Source organism: Nostoc sp. NOS(2021) (assembly GCF_017115025.1).
Taxonomy (GTDB): domain Bacteria; phylum Cyanobacteriota; class Cyanobacteriia; order Cyanobacteriales; family Nostocaceae; genus Nostoc.
On the sequence record NZ_JABXKM010000331.1, the window covers coordinates 1 to 24,475 of the forward strand.

A 24,475-nucleotide genomic window follows, 5' to 3' on the forward strand; every position below is an offset into this window, starting at 1 on the left:
TAGGGTGGGGTAAAAAATATTTGATACATCAATCATGACTTTTCAAACATCCTCTAAGAGCAAGCGAGGAGGTGGCTATGATGTACCTTATGTGATTAGGAAACGCTATATGTCTTCTGAAGAAGTCTTCGTCTTTCCAGCATCTTTTGCTCAACAGCGATTATGGTTTCTCGACCAGTTGATCTCCGGCAATGCTATCTACAATGTGCCAACAGTAATTCGCTTGACAGGTTCGCTGAAGTTAGCCGCACTAGAACAGACTTTTAACGAAATTGTGCGTCGCCACGAAACCTTACGCACGACTTTTATAGTGTTAGATGGGCAACCCCTACAGGCGATCGCACCCAGCTTAACAATACCTCTTTCTGTATTAGACCTTCAGCAATTGCCAGCTGATGAGCAAGAAGTTAAAGCAAAGTGGATTATTACCGCAGAGATAGAACATCCCTTTGATTTATCCTCCGGGCCATTGCTGCGAGTAATACTCCTCGTCCTTTCCGAAACAGAACATATTCTATTACTGAATATGCACCACATTATCTGTGATGATTGGTCTATGGGGGTACTGATTCGGGAATTGGGAACGCTGTATGCAGCTTTTGCACAAAACCAGCCTTCCCCTCTATTAGAACTGCCTCTTCAGTACGCCGATTTTGCTCACTGGCAACGCGAGTGGCTGCAAGGAGAAGTACTTCAAACCCAGTTAGCTTACTGGCGGGAGCAATTAAACGCTATTTCCATACTGCATTTGCCTACTGACAAACCAAGACCAGCTATACAAAGCTATCAAGGAGCAACACAATTTCTAGAGTTGCCGAAAAAGCTAATTGATGCACTAGAAAAGCTGTCACAGCAAGAAGGTGTCACCTTATTTATGACGCTGCTGGCAGCATTTAAAACGTTACTTTACCGCTACACACATCAAGAAGATATCGCACTAGGTTCGCCAATTGCTAACCGTAACCGCAGTGAAATTGAAGGAATAATTGGTTTTTTTGTCAATAGTTTGGTGCTACGTAGCAACTTATCTGGAAACCCCACTTTTCAGGAACTATTAGGCAGAGTACGGGAGGTAACGCTAGGAGCATACAGCCACCAAGATTTGCCGTTTGAGAAGTTAGTTGAAGAACTGCATCCAGAGCGTAACTTGAGCCACCATCCGCTATTTCAAGTAGTGTTTGGTTTCCAGAATGCGCCAATGTCAGCGCTAGAACTGCCTGGATTAGTACCTAGCTTTATGAATATTGACTTGAAAAAAACACGTTTTGATTTGGAACTGCATCTGTGGAAGTGTTCTGAGGATTTTAGGAGCTTACTGGGTGGAAACTGGGAGTATTCTGAAGGTCTGCGAGGCATAATGGTTTACAACACAGATTTGTTTGATAAAGCCACCATTAGCCGGATGCTGGAACATTTTAAAACTTTGTTGTCAGGCATTGTTGCAAATCCCGAACAACGAATTGCAAATTTACCCTTATTAAGTCAAGTGGAGCTACATCAGGTATTGGTGGAATGGAATAAGACCCAAGTAGATTATCCTCAAGATAAATGTATCCATCAATTGTTTGAAGAAAAAGTACAACAGTATCCTGATTCTATAGCAGTAAACTTTGGTAACGAGCAACTCACTTATCAAGAGTTAAATACTCGCAGCAATAAACTAGCACGACACTTACAAAAGTTAGGAGTAGGTTCAGAAGTTTTAGTCGGCATTTGTATTTCACAGTCTATAGAAATGATCATCGGGTTGTTGGGGATTCTGAAAGCTGGGGGAGCGTATGTTCCATTAGACCCCAGTTATCCTCAAGAACGCCTAAATTTTATGCTTGAAGATGCACAAGTTTCAGTATTGCTCACACAAGAAAACTTACTCAAGCATTTTGAAAGTTTCTCAAATCAAATTGTTTCTATAGATAAAGACTGGGAAATTATTGCTCAAGAACAGGAAGACAATTCCAAAAGCCATTTAAATAGTGAGAATTTAGCTTATGTTATTTACACCTCTGGTTCTACAGGAAAACCCAAGGGAGTAGCTGTACCTCACAAAGCTGTCAATCGGTTAGTGTGCAATACTAACTATATAAAATTAGAACCATCCGATAAAATCACCCAAGCCTCAAACGTTTCTTTTGATGCCGCTACATTCGAGATTTGGGGAGCGCTACTTAACGGCGCTCAACTTGTGGGAATTAGTAAAGATGTAACCCTTTCGTCTCATGAGTTTGCATTACAACTACAAGAAAAAGGTATCAACGTTCTGTTTTTGACTACCGCCTTGTTTCAACAAATTGCCAGAGATGTTCCGCAAGCTTTTGCTTCATTACGATATTTACTATTTGGTGGTGAGACTGTTGATACAAGATGGGTTAAAAAGATTCTTAAACATGGTGTGCCAAAGCATTTAATTCATGTTTATGGCCCTACAGAAAATACCACATTTTCCTCTTATTACTGCGTAGAAGAGTTACCATTAGCTACATCTTTTCCTGTTGGTCGCCCCATTACAAACACGCAAATCTATATATTAGATACCCATTTACAACCCGTGCCTATTGGCGTTACTGGCGAATTATATATTGGTGGCGACGGATTGGCGCAAGAATATCTCAATCGCACTGAATTAAGCGCTAAACACTTTATTACTCATCCTTTTACTAATAATCCCAAAACACGTCTTTATAAAACGGGTGATTTGGGTCGCTATTTAGCAGATGGCAATATTGAATTTTTAGGTCGCGTTGACAATCAAGTAAAGATTCGCGGCTTCCGCATTGAGTTGTCAGAGATTGAAGCGGTATTGAGTCAACATTCAGCAGTGAGAGAAAGTGTTGTCATTGCTAGTGAGGATGTACCTGATGATAAGTACTTGGTGGCTTATATTGTTCCCAACCAGGAACAGATACCGACGCAAGACGTGCTTCGTAAATTTATTAAAGAAAAGTTACCAGATTACATGGTGCCAAGAGCCTATGTGTTACTGGAATCTCTACCTTTAACACCTAATGGCAAAGTGGATCGCCGTGCTTTACCCGCACCTGATACAATTATTTTCAATAATCAAGATTATGTGGCACCGCGATCGCAAGTCGAAGAGTTACTTGCCCAAATTTGGGCTAAAGTCTTGGGAAAAGAGCAAGTAGGCATTCACGACAATTTCTTTGAATTGGGCGGTCATTCTCTACTAGCGACTCAGCTAACTTCCCGCATCCGTGACACCTTCCAAATAGATTTGCCTGTACGCAATTTGTTTGAAGCACCAACTGTTGAACAACTTGCTAGGTACATTGACACAACGTGTTGGGCAGCAAAAGGTATGAATAAAGTTGGAACTACGGGTCAGGAGCGAGAAGAAATGGAATTTTGAGAAACCCCTGAGTCAGGGAATCATCATGCCATTTATGCCATCAGGTATATGTGCGCGAGCCGCAGTAACGATTAACTTAAGCATTAGGAAAATGCACGAATTGGCTGGGTTTAAGTTAAAGGGAAGAATAAAAGCCCTTTAGCTTGCTTTTTGATGGCATTTATGTATAGGCTCACTGCCTGTGTCTTTTAGTGTTGGGAGTTTTTAACAAGCTCACTAAGCTGTTCTGCTGCCGTTTTCAGGCAAAAATCTCTAGTAGAAATCAACCTGTATTAGGAAGTAGGCGATGCATATTGGATTTCTCAACCCTCAAGGCAATTTTGATTCAGCCAATAGTCACATAACGAAACACCCAGATTTTGGGGGTCAGCTAATCTATGTTAAGCAAGTCGCCATAGCGATCGCTCAAATGGGTCATCAAGTTGATATTCTTACCCGTCAAATCATTGACCCGGAGTGGCCAGAGTTTGCCGAAGCGATTGACACTTATCCAGGCGTCGATAATGTCCGCATTATCCGCTTACCAGCAGGATCAAAAGAATTTCTCTCTAAAGAGTTGTTATGGCCTCATCTGGTTAGTGATTGGGTACCCAACATCTTGAAATTTTATCAACAGCAAGGTAGCTTACCCGATGCAATGACTGCCCACTACGCCGATGGGGGACTATGTGGCGTTCTAATTGAAGACCAGACAGGCATACCTTTTACCTTTACTGCTCATTCTCTCGGCGCTCAAAAGATGGACAAACTGGAAGTTACCCCAGAAAATCTCACAGAAATAGACGAGCAATTTAATTTCAGATATCGCATCTTAGCCGAACGCCTAAGTATGAATCGCTCGACCGTTAATATCACCAGTACACGACAGGAACGCTTTGAACAGTACTCTCATCGAGTCTATGGTGGTGCAGTGGATGTAGAGAATGACAACCGTTTTGCGGTGATTCCACCGGGTGCAGATTTATCGATTTTCGGTGCAAAGGCGCGTTCGGAAAACGAGGAGGCTACCTACCAACTCGTTCAGGAGCGATTGGCACGGGACATTGCAGAAGCACGTCGAGATTTGCCCCTCATTATAGCATCCAGTCGATTAGAGCTTAAAAAAAATATATTAGGGCTGGTGCAAGCCTTCGCAATGAGTCCAACACTTCAGGAACGAGCTAACTTGGTGCTACTTACAGGGGGGCTGGACGATCCTTTACGAGAGGAAACTAGCGACGACATGACTGAAGAGGTATTAGCCCCGATTCGGGAGGTGGTCAAAGAAAACGACCTGTGGGGCAAGATCAGTGCATTTGGCTTGTCAGATCAGTCTCAAGAGTCACTGGCAGCAGCCTATCGGTTTATGGTTAAACGCCGCTCGGTGTTCGCGTTGACCGCACTCTACGAACCCTTTGGGCTTGCTCCCTTAGAAGCGGCAGTTGCAGGTTTGCCAGTGGTAGCAACCCAGAACGGTGGCCCCAGCGAGAGCTTGCGACAAGGAAATAAGGAATATGGTGTACTTGTTGACCCAGAAGATCCTGCTGATATTGTTCGGGGCTTGGAGCGCGTGCTATGCGATGCTGATGAGTGGGAGTATTTTGCCCAAGCTGGTCAGCAACGGGTGCTGAAGATGTACACTTGGGAATCTACTGCTGAAAACTACCTGGCTTTGCTTGAGCAAATTCTGTCTTCACCGGAAACCCGCGATCGCGCTGAACTCCTTCCCATCCATCCCTACTTCCGTAATCCAGAATTGCAGACCGATGTTTCTTTGGAAGAATTAAGCGACCTCTACTTTGGAACTAATTAAAAGGGATTGAGGTATGCAGATTAGATAAAGTTACCAGCCCTGGCGACTAGAAGTCGCGGCTACACAGACAAAACCCACCTCCGTGGGTTAAAACCCTTAATTTTGTATTAATCCACGGAGGTGAACTTTGCTTGTGTAGTAGCGAATTCTATTCGCCTAATACTTTTCAAACATCCTCTTAAAGCAGAAGTTGCTACAGAAAAAGCGGAAGTTCTTACTCTTAAAGCGGAAGTTGCTACAGACTGCGCGAAATACCGAAACCTCAAGGCGGAAGTTGCTACAGACTGCGCGAAACACGGAAACGTCAAGGCGGATGTTCTTACTCTTAAAGCAGAAGTTGCTACAGACTGCGCGAAACACGGAAACGTCAAGGCGGATGTTCTTACTCTTAAAGCAGAAGTTGCTACAGACTGCGCGAAACACGGAAACGTCAAGGCGGATGTTCTTACTCTTAAAGCAGAAGTTGCTACAGGCTGCGCGAAACACGGAAACCTCAAGGCGGAAGTTCTTACTCTTAAAGCGGAAGTTGCTACAGACTGCGCGAAATCCGAAAACGTCAACCCTAGAGCAATATTTTTTGATGGATGCTAAATGTGGAATTCAGGCAGCTATGAGCAGCTAGCGCAAAACGTGCTGACTGCTTCGGCAAACTGCTGGTTTTGTTCCATCAATGCCATGTGTCCACCTGGTTTTAGGGTGACTCTTTCAGAGTAAGGCAATTCTGCTTTCATGCGATCGCTGGCAACAGGTTTAGTTGCTATATCTGAATTGCCGCAAACAACCAACACAGGTACGTTAATAGTTGCAAGTGTTTCTGTTTCATCAAAGTTGAACATTCCCAGTGTGCCACGCGCCAGAACCCCAGGCGAACCCAATGCTGATAATAGACCGGCAAAACTTAGTTGACCCCGTGTTTCTGTACCCGTAAATCCAGATAGTTCGACGGTGATGTACAGTGAACCGTTCAAATACGAGAGCCAAGTCATCAACCAAAAAATCGGCCACAGCACGGTAGTCAGGTACAAGACAGGTTCGAGTAGCGGTTTCTGTAATTTTCGTACCAGATTGCTAAAGATACAAGTTTTTACCGGATTGGTGTAGGTAGTATCTACAAGAATTAAGCCAGCCACCCGACTCCCTAATTGCTCTGGAAACAGGCGGCAGAATGTGAGGTTAATCATTCCACCCATGCTGTGTCCTACCAGAATAACAGGTTTATCCCCTGCAATACTCCCTCTGGAAGTGGCTGTCACCAACGCAACAACAGCTTCCAAGTCACGGGCATATTTTTCTATAGAGTGATCATTGTTTTTCGGTTTAATGGATTTTCCTAACCCTGGTAGATCCCAAACAATTACTCGGAAGCGATCGCTCAGTTGTTGCTTGGCATAATACCATACAGTACTGTTCGGCCCCCAACCGTGTGAAAGGATAATCGGTTGACCATCTTCAGGGCCAAAAAACTCTACTTGCAGTACACTACCATCCGGTCGTGGCAAACGCTCCACGGTTTTGCTACGCATAAACTTAGGTTCATCGGCTCCAGGACGGCGCAGCAGTGGCAAACTGATAAAACGACCGCCAACAGACCACAGAACCATTACTAGCCCAGCCACTAAGTAAAATGTTCCTACAAGTTCTCGCTCGTACCACTCATAGAGAATGTAGCCCCCCCCGCCAATTACCCCAATCGACAGCAGTTGAACCAGCCATATAAACAGAAAATTATGAGGCATGAATATCATGAGCTTAAACCTTGCGATACCTTGTTCACTGCCTTGTCTTTTAGCTTCATAACATAGTTAGAATCATCTAAGTTTCATTCCCAAGAATGATTTATACAGTCTTATAAGTGTGATAAAAATGCTGGGTTAGGTAATAAGCAGTGCATTCAGTGCCTTCTGTCTTATATTAAGTAACAATACGCCGTGTACAACTTTCTCTCAAACCTAACCCCCAACCCCTTCCCTACTAGCGTTGGGGAGCAAGTATCAAAACCTCTCCCCGAAGCGGGGAGAGGTTTGGAGAGGGGTTCTAAAAATAAGTTGCACATCGCGTTAATAACAGTTGCGAAGGGGTGTGATTTTGAATACGGTTGAGTTTTTATCTTATCTTCGCAGCTTAGATATTCAAGTTTTTGTCGATGGTGAAAAGTTTCGCTGTAACGCCCCTGAAGGAATTATTACAGCAAAACTGCGTGCAGAAATTCAAGAGCGGAAAGCAGAAATTATTGAATTTTTAGAAGCAACTAATCGTACTCATAACCACAGCTTTAGACCTCTGTTACCTATTTCGCGGTCAGGAAATCTTCCCCTCTCCTTTGCTCAACAACGGCTGTGGTTTCTTGACCAATTAATCCCTAATAATCCTTTTTATAACATTCCACTAGCACTACATTTAACAGGTTTGCTCAATAAAGCCGCGCTAGAGCAAACTTTTAACGAAATTGTGCGACGACATGAAGCTTTACGCACCACTGTTGTCATGCAAGAAAGGCAACCAGTTCAGGTAATTAATCCGACGCTAACTATTACTTTACCAGTAATAGATTTACGGCAACTGCCACAAGCCCAACGAGAAATACAAGCACGACAACTCACTAGCCAAGAAGCGCAACGTCCTTTCAATTTATCAACTGATTCGTTGCTGCAAGTAAAACTGCTGTGGTTGGATGAAACACAATACATCCTGCTGCTGACTATGCACCACATTGTCTGTGATGGTTGGTCTATTGGGGTGTTGATTCAAGAGATAGCAGCACTCTACACAGCCTTTGCCAGCAATCAGCCTTCTCCTCTAGCGAAACTTACAATCCAATATGCAGACTTTGCATACTGGCAACGCCAATGGTTGCAAGGGGAAGTATTAGAAAAGCAACTGAGTTACTGGCAAAAGCAATTAGACGGCATTTCTATGCTAAATTTGCCAACCGACAGACCGAGACAAGCTGTTCAAACTTACCAGGGTGCAAGGCAATCTCTGCAATTATCAAAAAGTTTGAGCGAAGCACTTTTAGCTCTCGGACAGCAAGAAGGGGTAACTTTATTTATCACCCTACTAGCAGCATTCCAAGTTTTACTTTACCGCTACACACAACAAGAAGATATTACTATTGGTTCACCTATTGCCAATCGCAACCGGAGTGAAATTGAGGGATTAATTGGTTTTTTTGTCAATAGCTTAGTATTGCGTACCCAACTAAATGGAAACCCAACTTTTCGGGAATTATTGAGTCGAGTCAAAGAGGTAGCTTTCGGGGCTTATGCTCATCAAGATTTGCCTTTTGAAAAGCTGGTAGAAGAACTGCATCCAGAGCGTAATTTGAATCAAAATCCGCTCTTTCAAGTTGTTTTTGCGCTCCAGAATGCGCCTATGTCAGCCTTAGAGTTACCTAATTTAATTTTAAGTCCGCTACCATTTGATACGGAAACAACACGCTTTGATTTAGAGTTCCACTTGTGGGAGCCAAAGGTTCAAAATGGGTTATGGGCAGATAGCTCAGAAGGAATTAGTGGTTTTGTAATTTACAGCACTGATTTATTTGATGATGCTACCATCACGCGGATGCTAGGACACTTCCAAATATTACTATCAGGTATAGTTGCCAATCCAGAACAGCGAATTGCACAATTACCGCTTTTAAGCGAATCTGAGTTACATAATTTATTAGTTGAATACAACAATACTCGGTTAGATTATCCTCAAGATAAGTGTATCCATCAGTTATTTGAGAGCATTGCAGAGTATAATCCTGATGCAACTGCCTTAGTATTTGGCGATGAACAACTCAGCTACAAAGAGTTAAATATACGTAGCAATAAACTTGCACATTATCTAAAAAAATTAGGAGTTGAAGCCGAAGTTTTAGTAGGGCTTTGTGTAGAACGATCTTTTGATATGGTAATCGGGATGTTGGGCATCCTGAAAGCAGGTGGAGCTTATGTACCTTTAGATCCAAGCTATCCATCTGAACGTTTAAAGTTTATGCTTGAAGATGCTCAAGTCTCAGTTTTATTAACTCACGAGCGATGCCTTGAACGTCTGAAAAACTCTAATTCACAAATAATCTGTTTAGATAATGATTGGGAAATTATTGCTGAAGAAGTTGAAGATAATCTTATCAGCGAAGCTAAAGTAGATACCCTTGCTTATGTCATTTTTACCTCTGGCTCAACTGGAAAACCTAAAGGGGTTAAAATTGAACATAGAGGATTGTTAAATCTAGTTTTTTGGCATCAAAAAGCGTTTACAGTTTCACCCCTTGACCGAGCAACGCAGATTTGCGGAGTTGGGTTTGACGCTTGCAGTTGGGAAATTTGGCCTTATCTTAGTGCTGGGGCAAGCATTTATTTTGTAGATGACGAAATCAGGCAAATACCTGAGCATTTACAAGATTGGCTAATATCAAAAGCGATAACAATTACCTTGTTACCAACGCCTTTAGCAGAGAAATTTCTCCTATTAGATTTTCCTCAAGACGCAGCTTTACGAATATTACTCACAGGTGGCGACAGACTAAATCAATATCCTTTAGCTGATCATCCTTTCCAGTTAGTTAATAATTATGGCCCAACTGAGAATACAGTTGTGACAACTTCGGGTCATATTTCTGTTAAGAATAAAGAGAGTTTAGCACCTGTAATTGGTGGTGCGATCGCCAACACGCAACTTTACATATTAGATCAATATTTACAACCTGTACCCATCGGTGTTTCGGGAGAGTTGTACATAAGTGGTGATGGATTGGCGCGAGGTTATTTAAACCGTCCTGATTTAACTGCTGAATGCTTCATTGATCATTCTTTTACTAATCAGTTAAAAACACGACTTTATAAATCAGGTGATTTAGTTCGCTATCGAGCAGATGGCAACATTGAATTTTTAGGTCGCCTCGACGAGCAGGTAAAAATTCGCGGCTATCGCATTGAGTTGGGGGAAATTGAAGCGGTACTGAGTCAACATCCAGCAGTGCAGCAAACTGTAGTAATAATTCGTGAGGATAAAGGGGAAAAGCGCCTAGTAGCTTATGTGGTACTAAAAATAGAATACAGCAGTGAGCAGGAGAATGTGCAATTGCAGAATGAGCAAGTTTTGCAATGGCAAATGCTCTATAACGAAACTTATAATCAACCTACTGATTCCGATCCAAAATTAAATATTGTCGGCTGGAATAGTAGTTACACAAATCAGCCTATTCCAGCAGAGGAAATGCGTGAGTGGGTGAATAACCAAGTCGAGCAGATTTTGACTTTGCAACCCAAACGAGTATTAGAAATTGGTTGTGGAACAGGTTTGATTCTCTTTAGGATTGCACCTGACTGCACAAAATATTGTGCAACAGACTTTTCCCCAGTTTCACTTAACTACATTCAGCAGCAGTTACAAAAGCAAGAAATGCCGCAGTTAACGCTATATCAGCAAATGGCTACTGACTTCGAGAAAGTAGAAACAGCAGCTTTTGATGCAGTCATTCTGAATTCGGTTGTACAATATTTTCCGACTATTGATTATCTGATTCGTGTATTAGAAGGTGCTGTAAAGGCAACTGCTCCAGGTGGCTTTATCTTCATAGGAGATGTGCGTAGTTTGCCACTCCTGGAAGCTTTCCATGCGTCAGTGCAACTGTATCAAGCTGAACCTTCCCTAACCCGCTTAGAGTTGCAGCAACGGGTACAAATGCAAATATTTCAAGAAACAGAGTTAGTTATTGATCCAGCTTTTTTTAGCGCCATAAAGCAACGCTTTCCGCAGATTAATCATGTAGAAATTCAATTGATGCGCGGTAAACATCACAATGAGTTAACTGAGTTTCGTTACAATGTGATTCTTCAGATTAATGGCGAAACTGTTAATAATCCTGGAAACTATTCAGTGCTGAACTGGTCTGAAGATAATCTAACAGTCTTAGCAGTGCGTCAGTTATTAGTTGAGAATCAACCAGAAATATTAAGCATTATCAATGTACCTAATGCGCGGGTGATGTCAGCAGTTAAAACAGCAGAATGGCTATCAGACGTAGAAGGTTTTCAAACTGTAGGTCAAATACGTAAAGCTTTGCAAGAACTCGAAAACTTCGGAGTAGAACCAGAACATTTGTATGCGCTGAATGTACCTTATAAGGTTAATATTACCTGGTCAGATTCAAGTCTTGAAGGACATTATGATGTAGTTTTTATACGGCAAGATAAAGTCGGTAAGAGAACTATTTTTCCACATAGCACAACTCCCCCTCGTCCCTGGCAATCTTACGCCAACAATCCCCTACAAGCCAAAGCAGCGCGTAAGTTAGTGCCGCAGTTACAGACTTACATAGCAGAAAAACTGCCTGATTACATGATGCCATCAGCTTTTGTAATATTGGAATCTTTACCTTTAACAGCGAATGGTAAAGTCAATCGCCGCACCTTAAGAGCATTCCATGATGCAATCAAGCCCCAATTGCCTGAAAATTATATTGCACCTCGAACTCCGGTTGAAGAAGTGCTGGTGAAAATTTTTGCTGAGGTTTTGGGACTTAAGCGCGTAGGAATTTATGACAATTTCTTTGAATTAGGCGGTCATTCATTACTAGCAACTCAGTTTGTCTCTAGAGTGCGTGACGCCTTGCACGTGGAGTTACCTTTGCGTAGCGTATTTGAGGCATCGACAATTGCAGAATTATCTAAGGTGGTGGAAAGCTTTAAAGAAAGCAATGCTCAAAGTCAAGCCCCAGTTTTAGTACCACTATCGCGTGAAAGTCGGCGGATTAAGTTATCTTCCTTAAACGAAGAGAGCAAGGGGCGTTAGTAGTATATGAAAAAATTTTCTACTGAGAGTAGAAAGATGGTAGTAGGCACGACCCGCAGGCATCTTTAAGGGGGATAGATGCCTTACTAACTCTTGCCTTTTTCAAAGATTTTTACAGAATGACCAATTTCCAGATAGTGATGAAGATATTCAGTAATAATCCCATGCATGATTAAATCACGGGCGGCTTGGAAAGGACTGTTTGGTGCTAAAGCATGGCGATTTGTAACTAGATGATTCCAGTTATAATCATCAGTAATTGTACTAATGTATACGGACAAATTTTCATCAAACTGTAGCGATAGCACTGCTCGTGTAAATTCATCACTAGTTAAACACAGGGAGTAAAACACTTTAAAAAGCTCAATTGTTGATTCCAAGTCAAGAATCTTCCAAGGAGGACGGGTGTCAAAATCTATATCTACCTTTACAGGCGTAATACTATCGTAATTTAGTTCTCTTTGTTTGAGTTGTTCTAACCATTGGGGATTTGCTTGTTGCGCCTGGTGATAGTCAAGGAGAAAGTTATAAAGAATCAGGTCATGCTCTAAAAAGGCAATTTTTGTAGCTAAGTCATCAACTGTACGTGGATAAAGTTGAGATTTTTCTATCATTGGGTCAGGCCCGTTATCAATCAGAAAATTGATAATGCTAGAGCCAATACAGATGTGACGCACAATCAAATAACAAGCTTCTGGTGAGACAAAATGCTTGAGGAAAAATGCAGCAGATTTGTGCATAAAACCATGTGCATTAAACTGAAATGGCAGCAAGCGCTTGACAGTCATAATCAGTGCCAATAGCACATTCGCTAGCAGCTTAATAGGAATTAACAGATAGTGGCGAGTCCAAACTTGTAAGTCCCGAATCATGCAAGCTTTTGCAAGTGGGTCAACAGGAATCGCTGCATCCAAGTAGAGAGCATCCCAAGCGTTGGGGTCACGTCGATTATGTAGTTGTGATATCCAAGGTTTATGGGTTTGGGATTCCTGGAGTTCTGGTAGTTGCTTTGACTGTAGAATTTGTGATTCTAATATTTCTTTCATAACTTAATTTCCTCAAGTTGTAATTGATATAAACGAGCAGTGACTTGACTTGTTTTAACAATGCCAGAACTGATTTCAGCAGTCATCCAGTCAGCATTAATAATCGACTGTAGTTTGTTAATATGGGATTGATCATTAGCACCGTGATAAGCTAAAAAAGAAACTTGGTCATCTCGCAAACCCAAAGTTTTCTGAATTAGGGAAGCCCACTGTGCAGCCAACTGATTTCCTAAACCTTCAATAATGAACATACTGCCAATCAGATCAACTGGGTTTTCCCGTGATGCCTGATGGAAAATAAACGCAGATAGCGCTTCCGAACCAATATTTTTTTGAGCCTGAACAATTTCTTCTAACGCGCCCCCAACTGAGACATAGTTGCGTTCTAACATCTGATAGTCACGATGCTCATCTTGTGCATGACCAATAAAGGTAGAACGCAACTTAAAATCTGTCATATTCGATGCAGCACGAGCTATCCAACGCGCTCCCTCCACAACTTGAGGACGCAGATTACGTAACAAAGCTTTGTAGTCTTCCAGAGTAAACGCGCCCCGATGCAATTTGCGAACAATCGGCACAGAACGCAACTGGTGTTCAAACTCCAACCAGACTTGTGCTAATTGACGCAGTAAATCAGATGCAACCGAGTTTGGTTGTTCTGTTTGAATGCTCCCCTGAGGAAAATTAACAGATGCAAATTGAATATTTTCTTCTCTTTGTTGGTTTAGGGAGAGTGAGTTAGGGTGCAAGAAGTTAATTTCCTGGGTTGAATTACTGTTCTGCAAAGAGTCAGATTGTCCTGTTAAATTGCCTCTGGCAACTGTTGATGCTTCTACTACACTCAGCATCATGTAAGCCGTTGTGTAGCGTCCACTCTCCGGCACAAAGCAGAAGATTTTTTCACCTGAGCGCAACTTCCCAGAATAAAATAACTCTTCTAGCATCAGATAAATTGAGGCACAGCCAGTATTACCCCGTGTATAGAGGTTGGTAAACCACTTCTCTTGTGGAATCATGCAATCAGCTTGTTGTAAAAGCTCAACGATTTTTCCTCGGAAGAAGTGGGAAGAGTAGTGGCACAAAAGCCAATCAATTTCCTTTGGTTGAACTCTTCGGGACTCAATCAACTTCAACCAACCTTCAACTCCCAATTTGATTACATCATCTAGTCGGCGGATATTTTGGCGTAAATTAATGGCTCCAGAAGCAGCAGCATCAGCATAAGATGGATAATCCATCCAACTTTTTTGACCAGTTTCATCTTCTGTACCAGCATACATACATAAAGGATAAGAATTAGCATGAGAAACTAGTTCAATCCACTCAATTTTTAAACTAATATTGTCGGTTCTTGGCTGATTCTGAATTAAGAATGAGCCAGCACCATCTGAGAGCATCCAGCGAAGAAATTCAGTATCAAAAGGTAATTTTCCTCCATCTTGGAATCGAGATTGGGTTTCAAAGTGAGTGCGTTTAAATAAACGAGACGCTAGTTCGGATGCTACAGCAACAGCAACCTGTTTTTCCCCCAATTTAACTTGAGATGCTGCATACTTCAATGCAGCGACACCAGCACAACAAACGCCCTGACTGGAAGTAATTTCTAAAGAAGAAAACTCTGGTAATTCGCCATGTACCATACTGCCAAATCCGGGTATCAATAAATCAGGCCAGCTAGTAGCACAAGCTAACAAATCAACCGCAATCGGTTCTAAATTCATCTTCAAGAGTGCATCGCGTACAGCAGCAGCAGCCATCTGGTTATTAAGATAGGTCGTGTTCTGCTGTCGGTCAAGAGCATAGTAACGCTGTTGAATACCATTACTTTTGAGGATGCGATGTCTGGCTTTAGAAGGCTGTCCACCGATTTTACCCAGGTAGTCTTCAATCTGGTCATTGCTAATCGGTTCACCTGGTAAAAATTTCCCGATACTGTTGATATAAGCGCTGTTCATAGTAGGAACTATTTGTTAAATGGTAGATAGCTGTACTAAACCTTTTGGCTCACCATCAGCCACGCCGATAGCCTCACCCACCTTGGAGGCTAGCTCTTGGTAGAAGGAGCCAGCAGATCACCGGAATGTGCCGCCCTTATTCAAAGAGGAAAAAATAGAGGAGCGTAGTTTACCACCGCTCTCCTCGCCTACGCTGATCAAAAGCAGAATACTCCAGCACCTAGATGGATCAACGGTTAACACTACTCATGTCAGAGTAGCGCTCACCTGCTGCCACACCTTTTGGTGCAACTGCTTCAAGTCGATTCAACTCTTGTTCAGTCAGGGTAATTTCGGTAGCTGCAACATTCTCCTCCAAGTAAGTACGGCGTTTTGTACCAGGAATTGGCACAATATCTTCTCCTTGAGCGAATAGCCATGCTAAAGCAAGCTGACTAGAAGTTACTCCTTTTTCGCTGGCAATTGCCTTCACTTGCTCTACTAATTGCAGGTTCTTAGAGAAATTTTCACCTTGAAAACGAGGAGAATTTCTTCGATAGTCATCAGGTGCCAGATCATCAGGACTAGCGATCGCACCTGATAAAAACCCTCTTCCTAATGGGCTATAGGGAACAAACCCAATTCCTAATTCCCGCACAGTAGGTAAAATTTCATCCTCTGGGTCGCGGCTCCACAAAGAATACTCTGATTGTAGTGCGCTAATAGGATGAGTAGCTTGCGCCCGTCGAATTGTCGCAGGGGCAGCTTCCGAGAGTCCTAGATAGCGCACTTTACCAAGCTTGACCAACTCTGCCATTGCCCCGACAGTATCTTCAATGGGTACGGTTGGATCTACGCGATGTTGATAATAGAGGTCAATCACTTCAACTCCCAGGCGTTTTAGGGAGTCATCGCAAGCTTGATGGACATATTCTGGTCTGCCACTAATCCCTTTCCAACCACCGTCTTCAGTGCGGACATTACCAAACTTGGTTGCTAATACTACTTGATCTCGGCGATCTTTAATTGCTCTGCCTACTAGTTGCTCATTAGTAAAGGGCCCATACATATCAGCAGTATCGAGAAAATTTACCCCAAGTTCTAACGCCCGATGAATTGTAGCGATCGCCTCAATTTCATCACGACCACTATAGAACTCAGACATTCCCATGCAACCAAGTCCGATATTTGAAACTACCAACCCTTGTTTGCCTAACTTTCTGGTTCTCATAAAATCATTTCCTAGTCAGTAATTGGTCTTAGAATATTAGGTGTTTCAGGATTATCCCTTTCTGGATCACCAAGTCATCTATTATTATAAGTATTTACTGATACAAGTAGGTTGATTTGCGGGGACTTCACATTCATATTACCAGCCCTGTTCAGGCAGCTTTCTTGTCAAGCAATTTAAATAGTAGCAGTGCGATGCCTACGCACTCATTCAAGGGTTCGCGTAGCGTCTCCAAGAGAGGAAAAATTACGAGCGTAGGCGCACCCCGTCGTAGAGATCACCCTTTCTTTATCTCTCCATAAAACGACATTGGCACAAGCCGCAGCAAAAGCGGATCAATCCGGTCTGGGTCGCAGTGGTTGGGTGCGATCGTGAATAATGTAATGTCACCTGAAGAGGTGGCTTGCTTTCCCTTACTCGTTGCTGATAGTCAAAAATCTGAGATTTCCATGTTTCTTGATATTAGGCGTTAATGTGCAGCCCTATTTATTGTAAATATATGAGTATCAACTGATGTAGAATCTAACAATTAGGATATAAAAGATGGACTCCGACCCGATTAAAGATTTAGAGATTGTTGCTCATATCATGACAATTGCTAAAACTCATAAAATTAGTACTAAGTCAGCTTTGGAATTCTATTTCAAAAAAATGGAATTGGAACTAGAAGAGAAAAAGAAAGAAAACACAAATTTATCTGACAGTTTAAAATCAAGTTTAAGTCCCCAAAATTGGGAATCAGTGATGAAGTATGTACGTCATCACCCCACCAATGAAGAACTTTCCCAAGCATACTACCAAGCTAAAAAAGAGGGTAAATTGAAGCCAGCTATATTGTTAGTGGGTGGAGATTTTTACTTTAGAAACTCTGATTTTGTGGGTAATAAATATCTGACGCCAGGAATTACGGTTGAAGCCGAAGTGTACGATGACACAATTTGTCATGTTTGGATCTCACCAATTGAGTGCGAATTTGTTTTTATAGATGAACTGGAATTTATTTAAGATTTGCTCGATGTCTCTCTAAAGAATACAGCCTATACAGCAGATTTCAAGTTGGTGAAGTACACAAGCTAAGTCTTAAACCCAGGTATAAAGCCTGTTTTACTTCTGTTAGCGCAGCGGGGCGTAGCCCATTCTGACGCCTTGGCGGAGCGTCTCCGGCTCCGCTTCTGAATTCTGCTGTATCTCGTCTACTGGATTCACCTAGCCACATTAACTAGTTACTTTACCAAGAAACAAGGTAGAGTAACTTTTTTATTTTCTCCAATAAAAATATGGCGTACTATTTTGCTAAACCGAGTGTACGACCAGGAAAACCAGCAACGTCAAAATATCGAGTTGAGCCAACGGTTTGATACTTCAGGATCGTTTTTAATCCATTAGTAGCTGGTTGAGATGTCAGAGTATGAGATTTAAAAGAAACTTTTCTGGCTCCTTTGAGCAAGGATTCATGTAAAACACGACCTATAAGTTTTCCTTGATGGGGAATCTTCAAATTTAAAATCTCAGCCAAGGTAATAGCCACATCAGCATTACTCACTGGTACTCGGTCTACAAAAGCTTTCTTAAAGTCAGGGCCCTTCACAGCCATATGATTGTAAGTATCAGCACGACTAAAAGAGCCATGCATCCCCTGTCCTTGCTGCAAAGAAGAGTCTGCAACTTCTACACCGCAGGCAGTTGGGTTGCCGCAGCCAGTATCAAATGTCCTAAAGTTTACCGCGATCGCCGGACTAGGAAGATGAGATTTACCATGAAGCCCGATCGCACTTAAGGGTAAAGTTCCTGGAATGGAGCCTAATGCATCATCTACAAATAAACCGCTAACGTAATCTTCTTTTAAGAGGATATCTACAACTTGTTTAACAAGTGCTTTGCGATTTGCAGTATTAGGTAAATAAATCAAATCTGAACCACCGTTAGCAGCCACTAACACATCAGGTTTATTGGGTTCTTTACCAATCAACCCGTTTTTAGAAAGCTGACCCTGAGTTGGATCAACAGCAGCATTTTGCTTATCTGGATCAAATAAAGGCAATTCTAAACCATGAGCGATATCAATACCTAGAAAACCAGGTGGCAAAAATCCTTTCGGAACATCGGAATAATTAAGTGTTGTTGAGTAGCTGGTTTTGCTCTGTTTGCTGATGGTAGAAAAACCGTGATCAGCCGTCACAAAAATATTTGTAGAAGGTTCTAAATTTAGCTGTTTGAGAACGGCACGGATTTGGCCGAGATTTCTATCGACATTTTGACGAGAAGCGAGTGAAGTGGGGCCATTAATCCCTGGAATGAGAGTATTTAGACTATCACCTTGGTTATGCTGAGTTCCATCGGGATCGCGTGACCAATAAATTAAAACAAAAGGTTTTTGCCGTTGCTTGAATAGAGGTAATAGCACTTTTGTTGTGACATCGGCAAAGTATTGTTGTTGAACTATATTAGCTACTTTTGTTCCTGATACTGTGCTGTTGCCAGGTTTGCCATTATCTCCTCGCGTTGGAGATGTTAAAGCAATTCCATTTTTGGTGAATAGTTCAGCTATTTCAGAACTCAGAGGAATTCCTGTTTGAGAACCGGTGGCATCATCAATTATGATTGTGGGTTTACCAGTTCGTTGAGTTACATCTTGAATTAAGACTGGCCCAATCTTCCCCACAGCTGCGGTGCTAAATCCGGCTTGACGTGCGGCATCTAATAGGCTTTCTTCGTTTAAGTAATTACCATCAAAGTGTTGGTTGAGTTCTCCCAAAACAGCGTCATTTTCTAAGAAAGGAACTGGACTGTTACTGGCACTATTGACAGGAAAGCCAACATGAATTGTGTTGCTAAAATCGCCAGTGTCACCGAGATAATGCCCAGTAGCGATCGCAGAAGCATTAGCTGTAGTAAAAGTAGGAAACAGCGAATGGCTGTTGACAAAATTTACACCCTGTTGACGAATTTCATTAAGATTAGGAGTTTCCTGAGCATTAACTTTACTAGGCCGCAATCCATCGGTAATGAAAATTATCACATTGTGTTGAGGTCTTATCTTAGCAAAACCTGAAACTATCAATACTGTAACGAGTGTAATAGTGGCTAGTAGAAGAAAAGTTTTATATATCTTAGGTAAAACAATCTGCATACATCTCCAAATGTTGATATTTCCCGCTCTTTGGGTCTTTAGTATTCAATTGAATCATGGATCAAGCTTGATTGCGTGTTAGCTATAAGGGACTGACAGGAAATAAATTATCCATCTTGTGGGGTGGACAGCGTTCGACTGAGCGCTCACGCCGAAGTCCTGCCCGCCCTGAATATGGGACGAGTGTTCGCGTAGCGGCACGTAGTGCGGACACTCATCCCACAAGAAAATTTGGGATGTTTTTTTATTTGTCAGAATAGATTTAGAGGTGAACGCAACTATTCCACTACCCTCCTTTCGGTTGCAATTGTGAGAATGAGTCTGACTCGCTACGATGGCATTAGAAAGCTACAGCATCTGAGTATGACAAAGCAAGACACTCCACTTACGGAAGACGCGCTAATTAAAGAAGTCTGTCGGCGAATTCGGGTAGCCCGCAGTTATTGGGATGCCCACAACAACGCTGCCTGTAGAGGTGAACGCAACCGAGCATTAGCCCTTTACAACACTCTGAGCAAGGAACAAAAAGAACAGATTCCGCAAGTATTGCGGGTGTGGTTGCGTTACCGCAGTGAGAAATACTTTGGCGCACACCGAACGCCGCCAAAGTCAGCACGAAAATCAAAAACGCCATGATATAGCAATCCTAAATCAGTTGTGAAAATTATCGAACCGCCATCGCGCAGCGTCTCGCAGAGAAGAAAAGAAACAGAGAATTTCATAAATCATTTAGGACTGCTATAGCTGACGGTGGCAACAATTAAGACCTTGTGAGGTGGGCGAGACGCCCACCTCACAAGAAATAGTTGAGTATTTTTTTATTTGAATCTATCCCACTATTCTAAAATTTCCTACTTCTTTTCGTAAAATGTGCTTGAAAACCTTAATTTTTCGTTTTCAGTTCTCAATAAGCTTAAGCTTTGTAGCACAAATATTATTAGTGGGACAGGTTCCAGTATATTTTCAAAGTGGTATGGAAAGCAGGACATTAGAATTATGCAGCAAGGCGGCATGAACGAAGAGGAAAAAAAATACTTAGACTTTGAAGATGATAATCCACTACTGTCTAAAGTCATAGAACGGAATATTCGCACTATTATCCGTCTTCGGCTTCAGGCTGCTAAGAAACGAAACTTGCAAGACCAAATTGCCGATGCTATTACGTCTTTTTCAGGACATATAGTTTTTGTTTACGTACATATTGTCTGGTTCGGAGCTTGGATTGCTTTGAACACTGGAAAAATTGGTGTGCATCCGTTTGATCCATTTCCCTACGGATTGTTGACAATGGTAGTATCGCTGGAAGCAATTTTTCTGTCAACATTTGTGCTAATTAGTCAAAACCGCCTTAGTGAAGAAAGTGAGTATCGCGCCAACTTAAACTTACAAATTGCACTACTGACTGAGCATGAAGTCACACGAGTATTGCAAATGCTTGATGCTATTCAAGACAAAATGGGGATTGACAATGATGAAGACAGTGAGCTTGCTGACTTAGAAATGGAAACTAAGCCCGAAGATGTGCTAACTGAAATTGAGCGACTTCAGCAGTTAGCACTCAAGAGAAAAAAGCTCAAAAAACGTAACCACAGATAAAGACTGTGATTGCCATTCGACAGTACGCTCTCGCGTCAAGACATACCAAAAAAGCTAGTCTTTTTCTTGAATGCGTGAATGCGTGAATGCGTGAATTTATTTCTCCCCCCACTTCCCCTGCCCCCAGAAGCTATAAACTATAATTTATGGCATCTACTATTCAGGCTCTACCAACAGAAGTCGTATATCTCATTACAGCTGGAGAGGTAATTGACTCTTTAGCTTCTGTGGTGCGGGAATTGGTAGAAAATTCCCTAGACGCAGGTGCAACGCGAATTGTGGTTTCTCTATGGCCGCAGCAATGGCGAATTCGTGTGGCAGATAATGGTTGTGGAATGAACCTAGATGATTTGCAACAAGCAGCCACAGCCCACAGCACCAGTAAAATTCGCTCTAGTGCCGATTTATGGAAAATTAACAGTTTGGGGTTTCGTGGTGAGGCGTTGCACAGTTTGACTACTCTGGCAGATTTGGAAATTTTGAGTCGTCCTCTGGGTGGAAAATTAGGATTGCGGATGATTTATGGCGATGGTGGGGAAGTTGTGCAAGTTGAAGTAACTGCGATCGCACCTGGTACAGTAGTTACAGTTTCTCATCTTTTCGGTAATTGCTCATCACGTCGTCAGGGATTACCCACAGCAGCACAGCAAATGAAAGCCGTGCAAGCCACAATTCAACAAATCGCCCTGTGTCATCCCCACGTCACCTGGCAGATTTGGCAAAATGACCGTCAATGGTTCACTATCTGTCCCGCCGCCACAACTGGGCAGCTGCTACCGCAGATTTTACCCCAAGTGCGACAAGGTGACTTGCAAGAAGTGAAACTCGAAATACCCAACCCTCCAAACTCCTCACTCCTAACTCCTCACTCCTCACTAAATTTAGTGGTAGGATTACCTGATCGCTGTCATCGTCATCGTCCAGATTGGGTACGTGTAGCCATTAACGGACGGATGGTTAAAACACCGGAGCTAGAGCAAACAATTTTATCAGCATTTCATAGAACATTACCACGCGATCGCTATCCAATTTGTTTCTTACATCTTGCCATTTCCCCCGATCAAATTAACTGGAATCGCAATCCAGCAAAAACAGAAATTTACCTCAACGAAATCATTTATTGGCAAGAGCAAATTACCCAAGCAATTAATCAAGCACTCAGCATCTCTTCCACTAATCTCAAAGAAGCTGTTCACACAACACGAGTTAGTAAATTACTCAAAGCCGCAGAAGCCAAAGGCAGCTACAATTTTAATCCTCAAAATCCCAACGAAAATCACAAAAATCCTAACTCCTCACTCCCAACTCCTAACTCCTTGAAGGCTGTCGCTCAAGTTAGCAACACCTATATTGTGGCGGAACATTCAGGTGGTATGTGGTTAGTGGAACAGCACATTGCCCATGAGCGAGTTTTGTATGAGCAATTGTGTGATAGTTGGCAACTTGTCCCTATCGAACCGCCAATCATTCTTTATCAATTGTCACCAGCGCAAGTATCGCAACTAGAACGCATCGGTTTAGAAATAGAACCCTTTGGCGAACAACTTTGGGCAGTCCGTAACATACCCGCACCTTTGCAGCAGCGAGACGACTGTGCAGAAGCAATTTTAGAACTTAGTTTGGGGGGCGATTTACAAACAGCCCAAGTAGCTGTCGCCTGTCGTAGTGCCATTCGTAATGGTACACCCATGAACCACCAAGAAATGCAGACACTTTTAGATGATTGGCAACGCACTCGCAACCCCCGCACCTGTCCCCACGGACGCCCAATTTATCTATCCTTAGAAGAATCAGCTTTAGCCCGGTTTTTCCGGCGTAATTGGGTAATTGGTAAAAGTCATGGAATTTGATGTTTTCGGTGAGACATCTTTAGTCATCTTACAATAGGTGTAAAAATGAAACCGACAACTAAAAAACAGCACTAAATACAATATTTCATTAATTGGTAGCGAATCCTCTGCTTACCTCTACGCCCCTACCCTGCGGGAAGGCGAAGCGCCTATGCGTTTAAATTCCAACTCTCAATTCGCCAAGGTTTTACGCAAAGCTGTACTAAGAGAACAAGCACAAAATTGGAGAGAAAAATGGAATACAACATGGGGCAAGTAGATGCTATAGCACATATTTATCGTCTTAGACAATGCTTAGGTGAAGGAACTGATATAGTCAGATGGTGGAAAATGCCAACAGGTAAATGTTACTTTATTCAAAGCATTACAGGTGAAACAATAAAGAAAAATCCAATCCCAAAAATTATTACATATAGAGAAATTAACCCAATAAATTTTGATATCATGCTTCAAAATTTAGTTTTACTAAATATCATGGAGTTTCAAATGGACGCAGAACATGGAATCATGACTAACTATAATGATTTTTATTATGTAGCTCTCGAAAATGGATCTTCTCATTCTTTTACTTTATTGTGTGGTTATCATCGTGATCCTAGATTTAACCAGATAATTGATATTCTTCAAAAGAATATGTGAAATAATTTTATTAAATTAAGAAAATTATAAATAGTTGAGCAAGTAAATATACTAACAAATAGTAAATCTAATTTAATATCTAATTCTTGTTAAATCACTTAAAGTTTCTTGGCATTTAAAAAAACATGAATTACCCCGACATCAAACATGAAACTTTGGGATATCTACGGTATAATTCCGAATTAGATTGGTATGAAAGCCAAGTTATTTTCTATGAAACACAACTTTCAATTAGTCTTTCAACAGATGATAACGATAAGGTCGAATCAGCATTGGACAGAGCTAGTAGTGTTATACGAGATTTCAAGCATTATGCTAAAGATGCAAAAGAATATGCTGTTGAATATGCTAAGAGCCAAGTTGTTAGTAATTAACCCTTTCAGATTTTACGCTAATGCAAAAACTCCACTAAATTCTAGTAAGTGGAGTAATTAATGTTAGAGTTTCAGCAATGAATCATCACTAAAATCGCTATTTGCACTGCACAAGCGAAATTAGTCTAAAGATTTCTTAAGTTCGTCTTTAATGTTTTCTACAGTGTGAGCAACTTGGGCTTCAGCTTGCTTTGCTTGTCCTTCAGCTTTCTCTTGTGGATTACCGGTTATTTCACCCACAACCTCTTGAATTTTCCCTTCAATATTTTTTGCAGTAGCTTCTATTCTTTTTTCAGCAGTCATAGTTTTTATTTCCACTTTATAGTTGATTCAGCTATTACATAAACTAACAATAGCGTATTGTTTTTTACTTCCATCAACCGATAGAATAATTTGGTAAATTATATTAACCTAAGATAGATGCGGGATGCCACAGGAACACGCAATGTAAAATTGGATTACTAGCCAAACCACAACTGATAATGATGGCGATCGCATTGATGTTTATTGTGGTTTTCTTGCTCAGTCACATAGAAGGCTTTCGGAAACGCAGATATACCTGGTTAGCTGATCAAGCTGCAATGAATAGTGTAGAAGCGATCGCCTCTTTCATTCTCATCTAGCCCGCCTTAGAATTCATTCTCAGTCCTAATAACACTCATTCGTCTTTAGTACGACTGAGAAAAAGTAAAGTTATGGTCTGTTTTAACTGACTTTAGTTATGAGCCGC

At 41.7% G+C, this 24,475-nt stretch carries 17 protein-coding genes; 11 read left to right on the forward strand and 6 right to left on the reverse strand.

Translation table 11 applies throughout. The features are described 5' to 3' along the window. Positions 1-34: 34 nt before the first annotated feature. The 3 genes from HWQ41_RS32350 to HWQ41_RS32360 all read left to right on the forward strand — a co-directional run bounded on the left by HWQ41_RS32350 (position 35) and on the right by HWQ41_RS32360 (position 5,747). Positions 35-3,364: an amino acid adenylation domain-containing protein gene (locus HWQ41_RS32350; protein WP_292772060.1), complete on the forward strand. Its 3,330-nt coding sequence runs from the start codon at positions 35-37 to the stop codon at positions 3,362-3,364. A gap of 286 nt (positions 3,365-3,650) precedes the next feature. Beyond that, complete coding sequence (locus HWQ41_RS32355; protein ID WP_292772062.1) at positions 3,651-5,156, forward strand: glycosyltransferase; 1,506 nt, start codon at positions 3,651-3,653, stop codon at positions 5,154-5,156. A 120-nt stretch (positions 5,157-5,276) separates the two neighbouring features. After that, positions 5,277-5,747, forward strand: a complete 471-nt coding sequence (locus HWQ41_RS32360; protein ID WP_292772064.1) for a hypothetical protein — start codon at positions 5,277-5,279, stop codon at positions 5,745-5,747. 17 nt (positions 5,748-5,764) lie between these two features. Here HWQ41_RS32360 and HWQ41_RS32365 read toward each other — a convergent pair whose 3' ends face one another. Further along, entirely contained in the window at positions 5,765-6,892 is a 1,128-nt protein-coding gene (locus HWQ41_RS32365) for an alpha/beta hydrolase (RefSeq protein ID WP_292772066.1), read from the reverse strand. Positions 6,893-7,235: 343 nt separating this feature from the next. Here HWQ41_RS32365 and HWQ41_RS32370 point away from each other — a divergent pair, with 343 nt between their 5' ends. Next, positions 7,236-11,942, forward strand: coding sequence for a non-ribosomal peptide synthetase (locus tag HWQ41_RS32370; protein WP_292772068.1), 4,707 nt, complete (start codon positions 7,236-7,238; stop codon positions 11,940-11,942). A gap of 86 nt (positions 11,943-12,028) precedes the next feature. Here HWQ41_RS32370 and HWQ41_RS32375 read toward each other — a convergent pair whose 3' ends face one another. From HWQ41_RS32375 to HWQ41_RS32385, 3 genes are all read right to left on the reverse strand, one after another. After that, the gene (locus tag HWQ41_RS32375) at positions 12,029-12,988 is read right to left on the reverse strand and encodes a hypothetical protein (protein WP_292772070.1); all 960 of its coding nucleotides are present in this window, start codon (positions 12,986-12,988) and stop codon (positions 12,029-12,031) included. Further along, positions 12,985-14,946 (reverse strand): beta-ketoacyl-ACP synthase III, encoded by a 1,962-nt coding sequence (locus tag HWQ41_RS32380; RefSeq protein WP_292772072.1) that lies wholly within the window; start codon positions 14,944-14,946, stop codon positions 12,985-12,987. The genes HWQ41_RS32375 and HWQ41_RS32380 overlap by 4 nt, the downstream gene beginning before the upstream one ends. A gap of 229 nt (positions 14,947-15,175) precedes the next feature. Beyond that, entirely contained in the window at positions 15,176-16,156 is a 981-nt protein-coding gene (locus tag HWQ41_RS32385; protein ID WP_292772074.1) for an aldo/keto reductase, read from the reverse strand. A gap of 588 nt (positions 16,157-16,744) precedes the next feature. On the opposite strand from HWQ41_RS32385, the gene HWQ41_RS32390 reads away from it, so the two are divergent. Beyond that, positions 16,745-17,161 carry a hypothetical protein gene (locus HWQ41_RS32390; protein ID WP_292772076.1) on the forward strand — a complete coding sequence of 139 codons (417 nt, stop codon included), beginning with the start codon at positions 16,745-16,747 and terminating at the stop codon, positions 17,159-17,161. Between the two features lie 280 nt (positions 17,162-17,441). On the opposite strand, the gene HWQ41_RS32395 is transcribed toward HWQ41_RS32390, so the two are convergent. Then, positions 17,442-19,175 (reverse strand): alkaline phosphatase family protein, encoded by a 1,734-nt coding sequence (locus HWQ41_RS32395; RefSeq protein WP_292772078.1) that lies wholly within the window; start codon positions 19,173-19,175, stop codon positions 17,442-17,444. Between the two features lie 474 nt (positions 19,176-19,649). Between HWQ41_RS32395 and HWQ41_RS32400 the strand changes: the two genes are divergently transcribed. The 5 genes from HWQ41_RS32400 to HWQ41_RS32420 all read left to right on the forward strand — a co-directional run bounded on the left by HWQ41_RS32400 (position 19,650) and on the right by HWQ41_RS32420 (position 23,745). Next, the gene (locus HWQ41_RS32400) at positions 19,650-19,922 is read left to right on the forward strand and encodes a Precorrin-3B methylase (protein WP_366931735.1); all 273 of its coding nucleotides are present in this window, start codon (positions 19,650-19,652) and stop codon (positions 19,920-19,922) included. A gap of 360 nt (positions 19,923-20,282) precedes the next feature. Then, positions 20,283-20,882, forward strand: a complete 600-nt coding sequence (locus HWQ41_RS32405) for a DUF1003 domain-containing protein (RefSeq protein WP_292772082.1) — start codon at positions 20,283-20,285, stop codon at positions 20,880-20,882. Positions 20,883-21,028: 146 nt separating this feature from the next. Continuing rightward, entirely contained in the window at positions 21,029-22,732 is a 1,704-nt protein-coding gene (mutL, locus tag HWQ41_RS32410; RefSeq protein WP_292772084.1) for a DNA mismatch repair endonuclease MutL, read from the forward strand. A 234-nt stretch (positions 22,733-22,966) separates the two neighbouring features. Beyond that, a complete protein-coding gene (locus tag HWQ41_RS32415) occupies positions 22,967-23,371 on the forward strand; it encodes a hypothetical protein (RefSeq protein ID WP_292772086.1) in 405 nt (134 codons plus the stop codon). A gap of 125 nt (positions 23,372-23,496) precedes the next feature. Next, positions 23,497-23,745 (forward strand): DUF2262 domain-containing protein, encoded by a 249-nt coding sequence (locus HWQ41_RS32420; RefSeq protein WP_292772088.1) that lies wholly within the window; start codon positions 23,497-23,499, stop codon positions 23,743-23,745. A gap of 120 nt (positions 23,746-23,865) precedes the next feature. Here the strand turns inward: HWQ41_RS32420 and HWQ41_RS32425 are convergent, their stop codons facing one another. Beyond that, a complete protein-coding gene (locus tag HWQ41_RS32425; RefSeq protein WP_292772090.1) occupies positions 23,866-24,048 on the reverse strand; it encodes a CsbD family protein in 183 nt (60 codons plus the stop codon). Between the two features lie 149 nt (positions 24,049-24,197). On the opposite strand from HWQ41_RS32425, the gene HWQ41_RS32430 reads away from it, so the two are divergent. Then, on the forward strand, positions 24,198-24,368 hold the full coding sequence (locus tag HWQ41_RS32430) for a DUF2391 family protein (RefSeq protein ID WP_292772112.1): 171 nt from the start codon (positions 24,198-24,200) through the stop codon (positions 24,366-24,368). Positions 24,369-24,475: the final 107 nt, after the last annotated feature.

Coding starts and splice junctions, on each gene's coding strand:
- HWQ41_RS32425 (WP_292772090.1), bottom strand. CDS start 24,048: ATGACTGCTGAAAAAAGAATAGAAGCTACTGCAAAAAATATTGAAGGG.
- HWQ41_RS32380 (WP_292772072.1), bottom strand. CDS start 14,946: ATGAACAGCGCTTATATCAACAGTATCGGGAAATTTTTACCAGGTGAA.
- HWQ41_RS32405 (WP_292772082.1), top strand. CDS start 20,283: ATGCAGCAAGGCGGCATGAACGAAGAGGAAAAAAAATACTTAGACTTT.
- HWQ41_RS32415 (WP_292772086.1), top strand. CDS start 22,967: ATGGAATACAACATGGGGCAAGTAGATGCTATAGCACATATTTATCGT.
- mutL (WP_292772084.1), top strand. CDS start 21,029: ATGGCATCTACTATTCAGGCTCTACCAACAGAAGTCGTATATCTCATT.
- HWQ41_RS32355 (WP_292772062.1), top strand. CDS start 3,651: ATGCATATTGGATTTCTCAACCCTCAAGGCAATTTTGATTCAGCCAAT.
- HWQ41_RS32400 (WP_366931735.1), top strand. CDS start 19,650: ATGACAAAGCAAGACACTCCACTTACGGAAGACGCGCTAATTAAAGAA.
- HWQ41_RS32385 (WP_292772074.1), bottom strand. CDS start 16,156: ATGAGAACCAGAAAGTTAGGCAAACAAGGGTTGGTAGTTTCAAATATC.
- HWQ41_RS32350 (WP_292772060.1), top strand. CDS start 35: ATGACTTTTCAAACATCCTCTAAGAGCAAGCGAGGAGGTGGCTATGAT.
- HWQ41_RS32420 (WP_292772088.1), top strand. CDS start 23,497: ATGAATTACCCCGACATCAAACATGAAACTTTGGGATATCTACGGTAT.
- HWQ41_RS32375 (WP_292772070.1), bottom strand. CDS start 12,988: ATGAAAGAAATATTAGAATCACAAATTCTACAGTCAAAGCAACTACCA.
- HWQ41_RS32365 (WP_292772066.1), bottom strand. CDS start 6,892: ATGCCTCATAATTTTCTGTTTATATGGCTGGTTCAACTGCTGTCGATT.
- HWQ41_RS32390 (WP_292772076.1), top strand. CDS start 16,745: ATGACAATTGCTAAAACTCATAAAATTAGTACTAAGTCAGCTTTGGAA.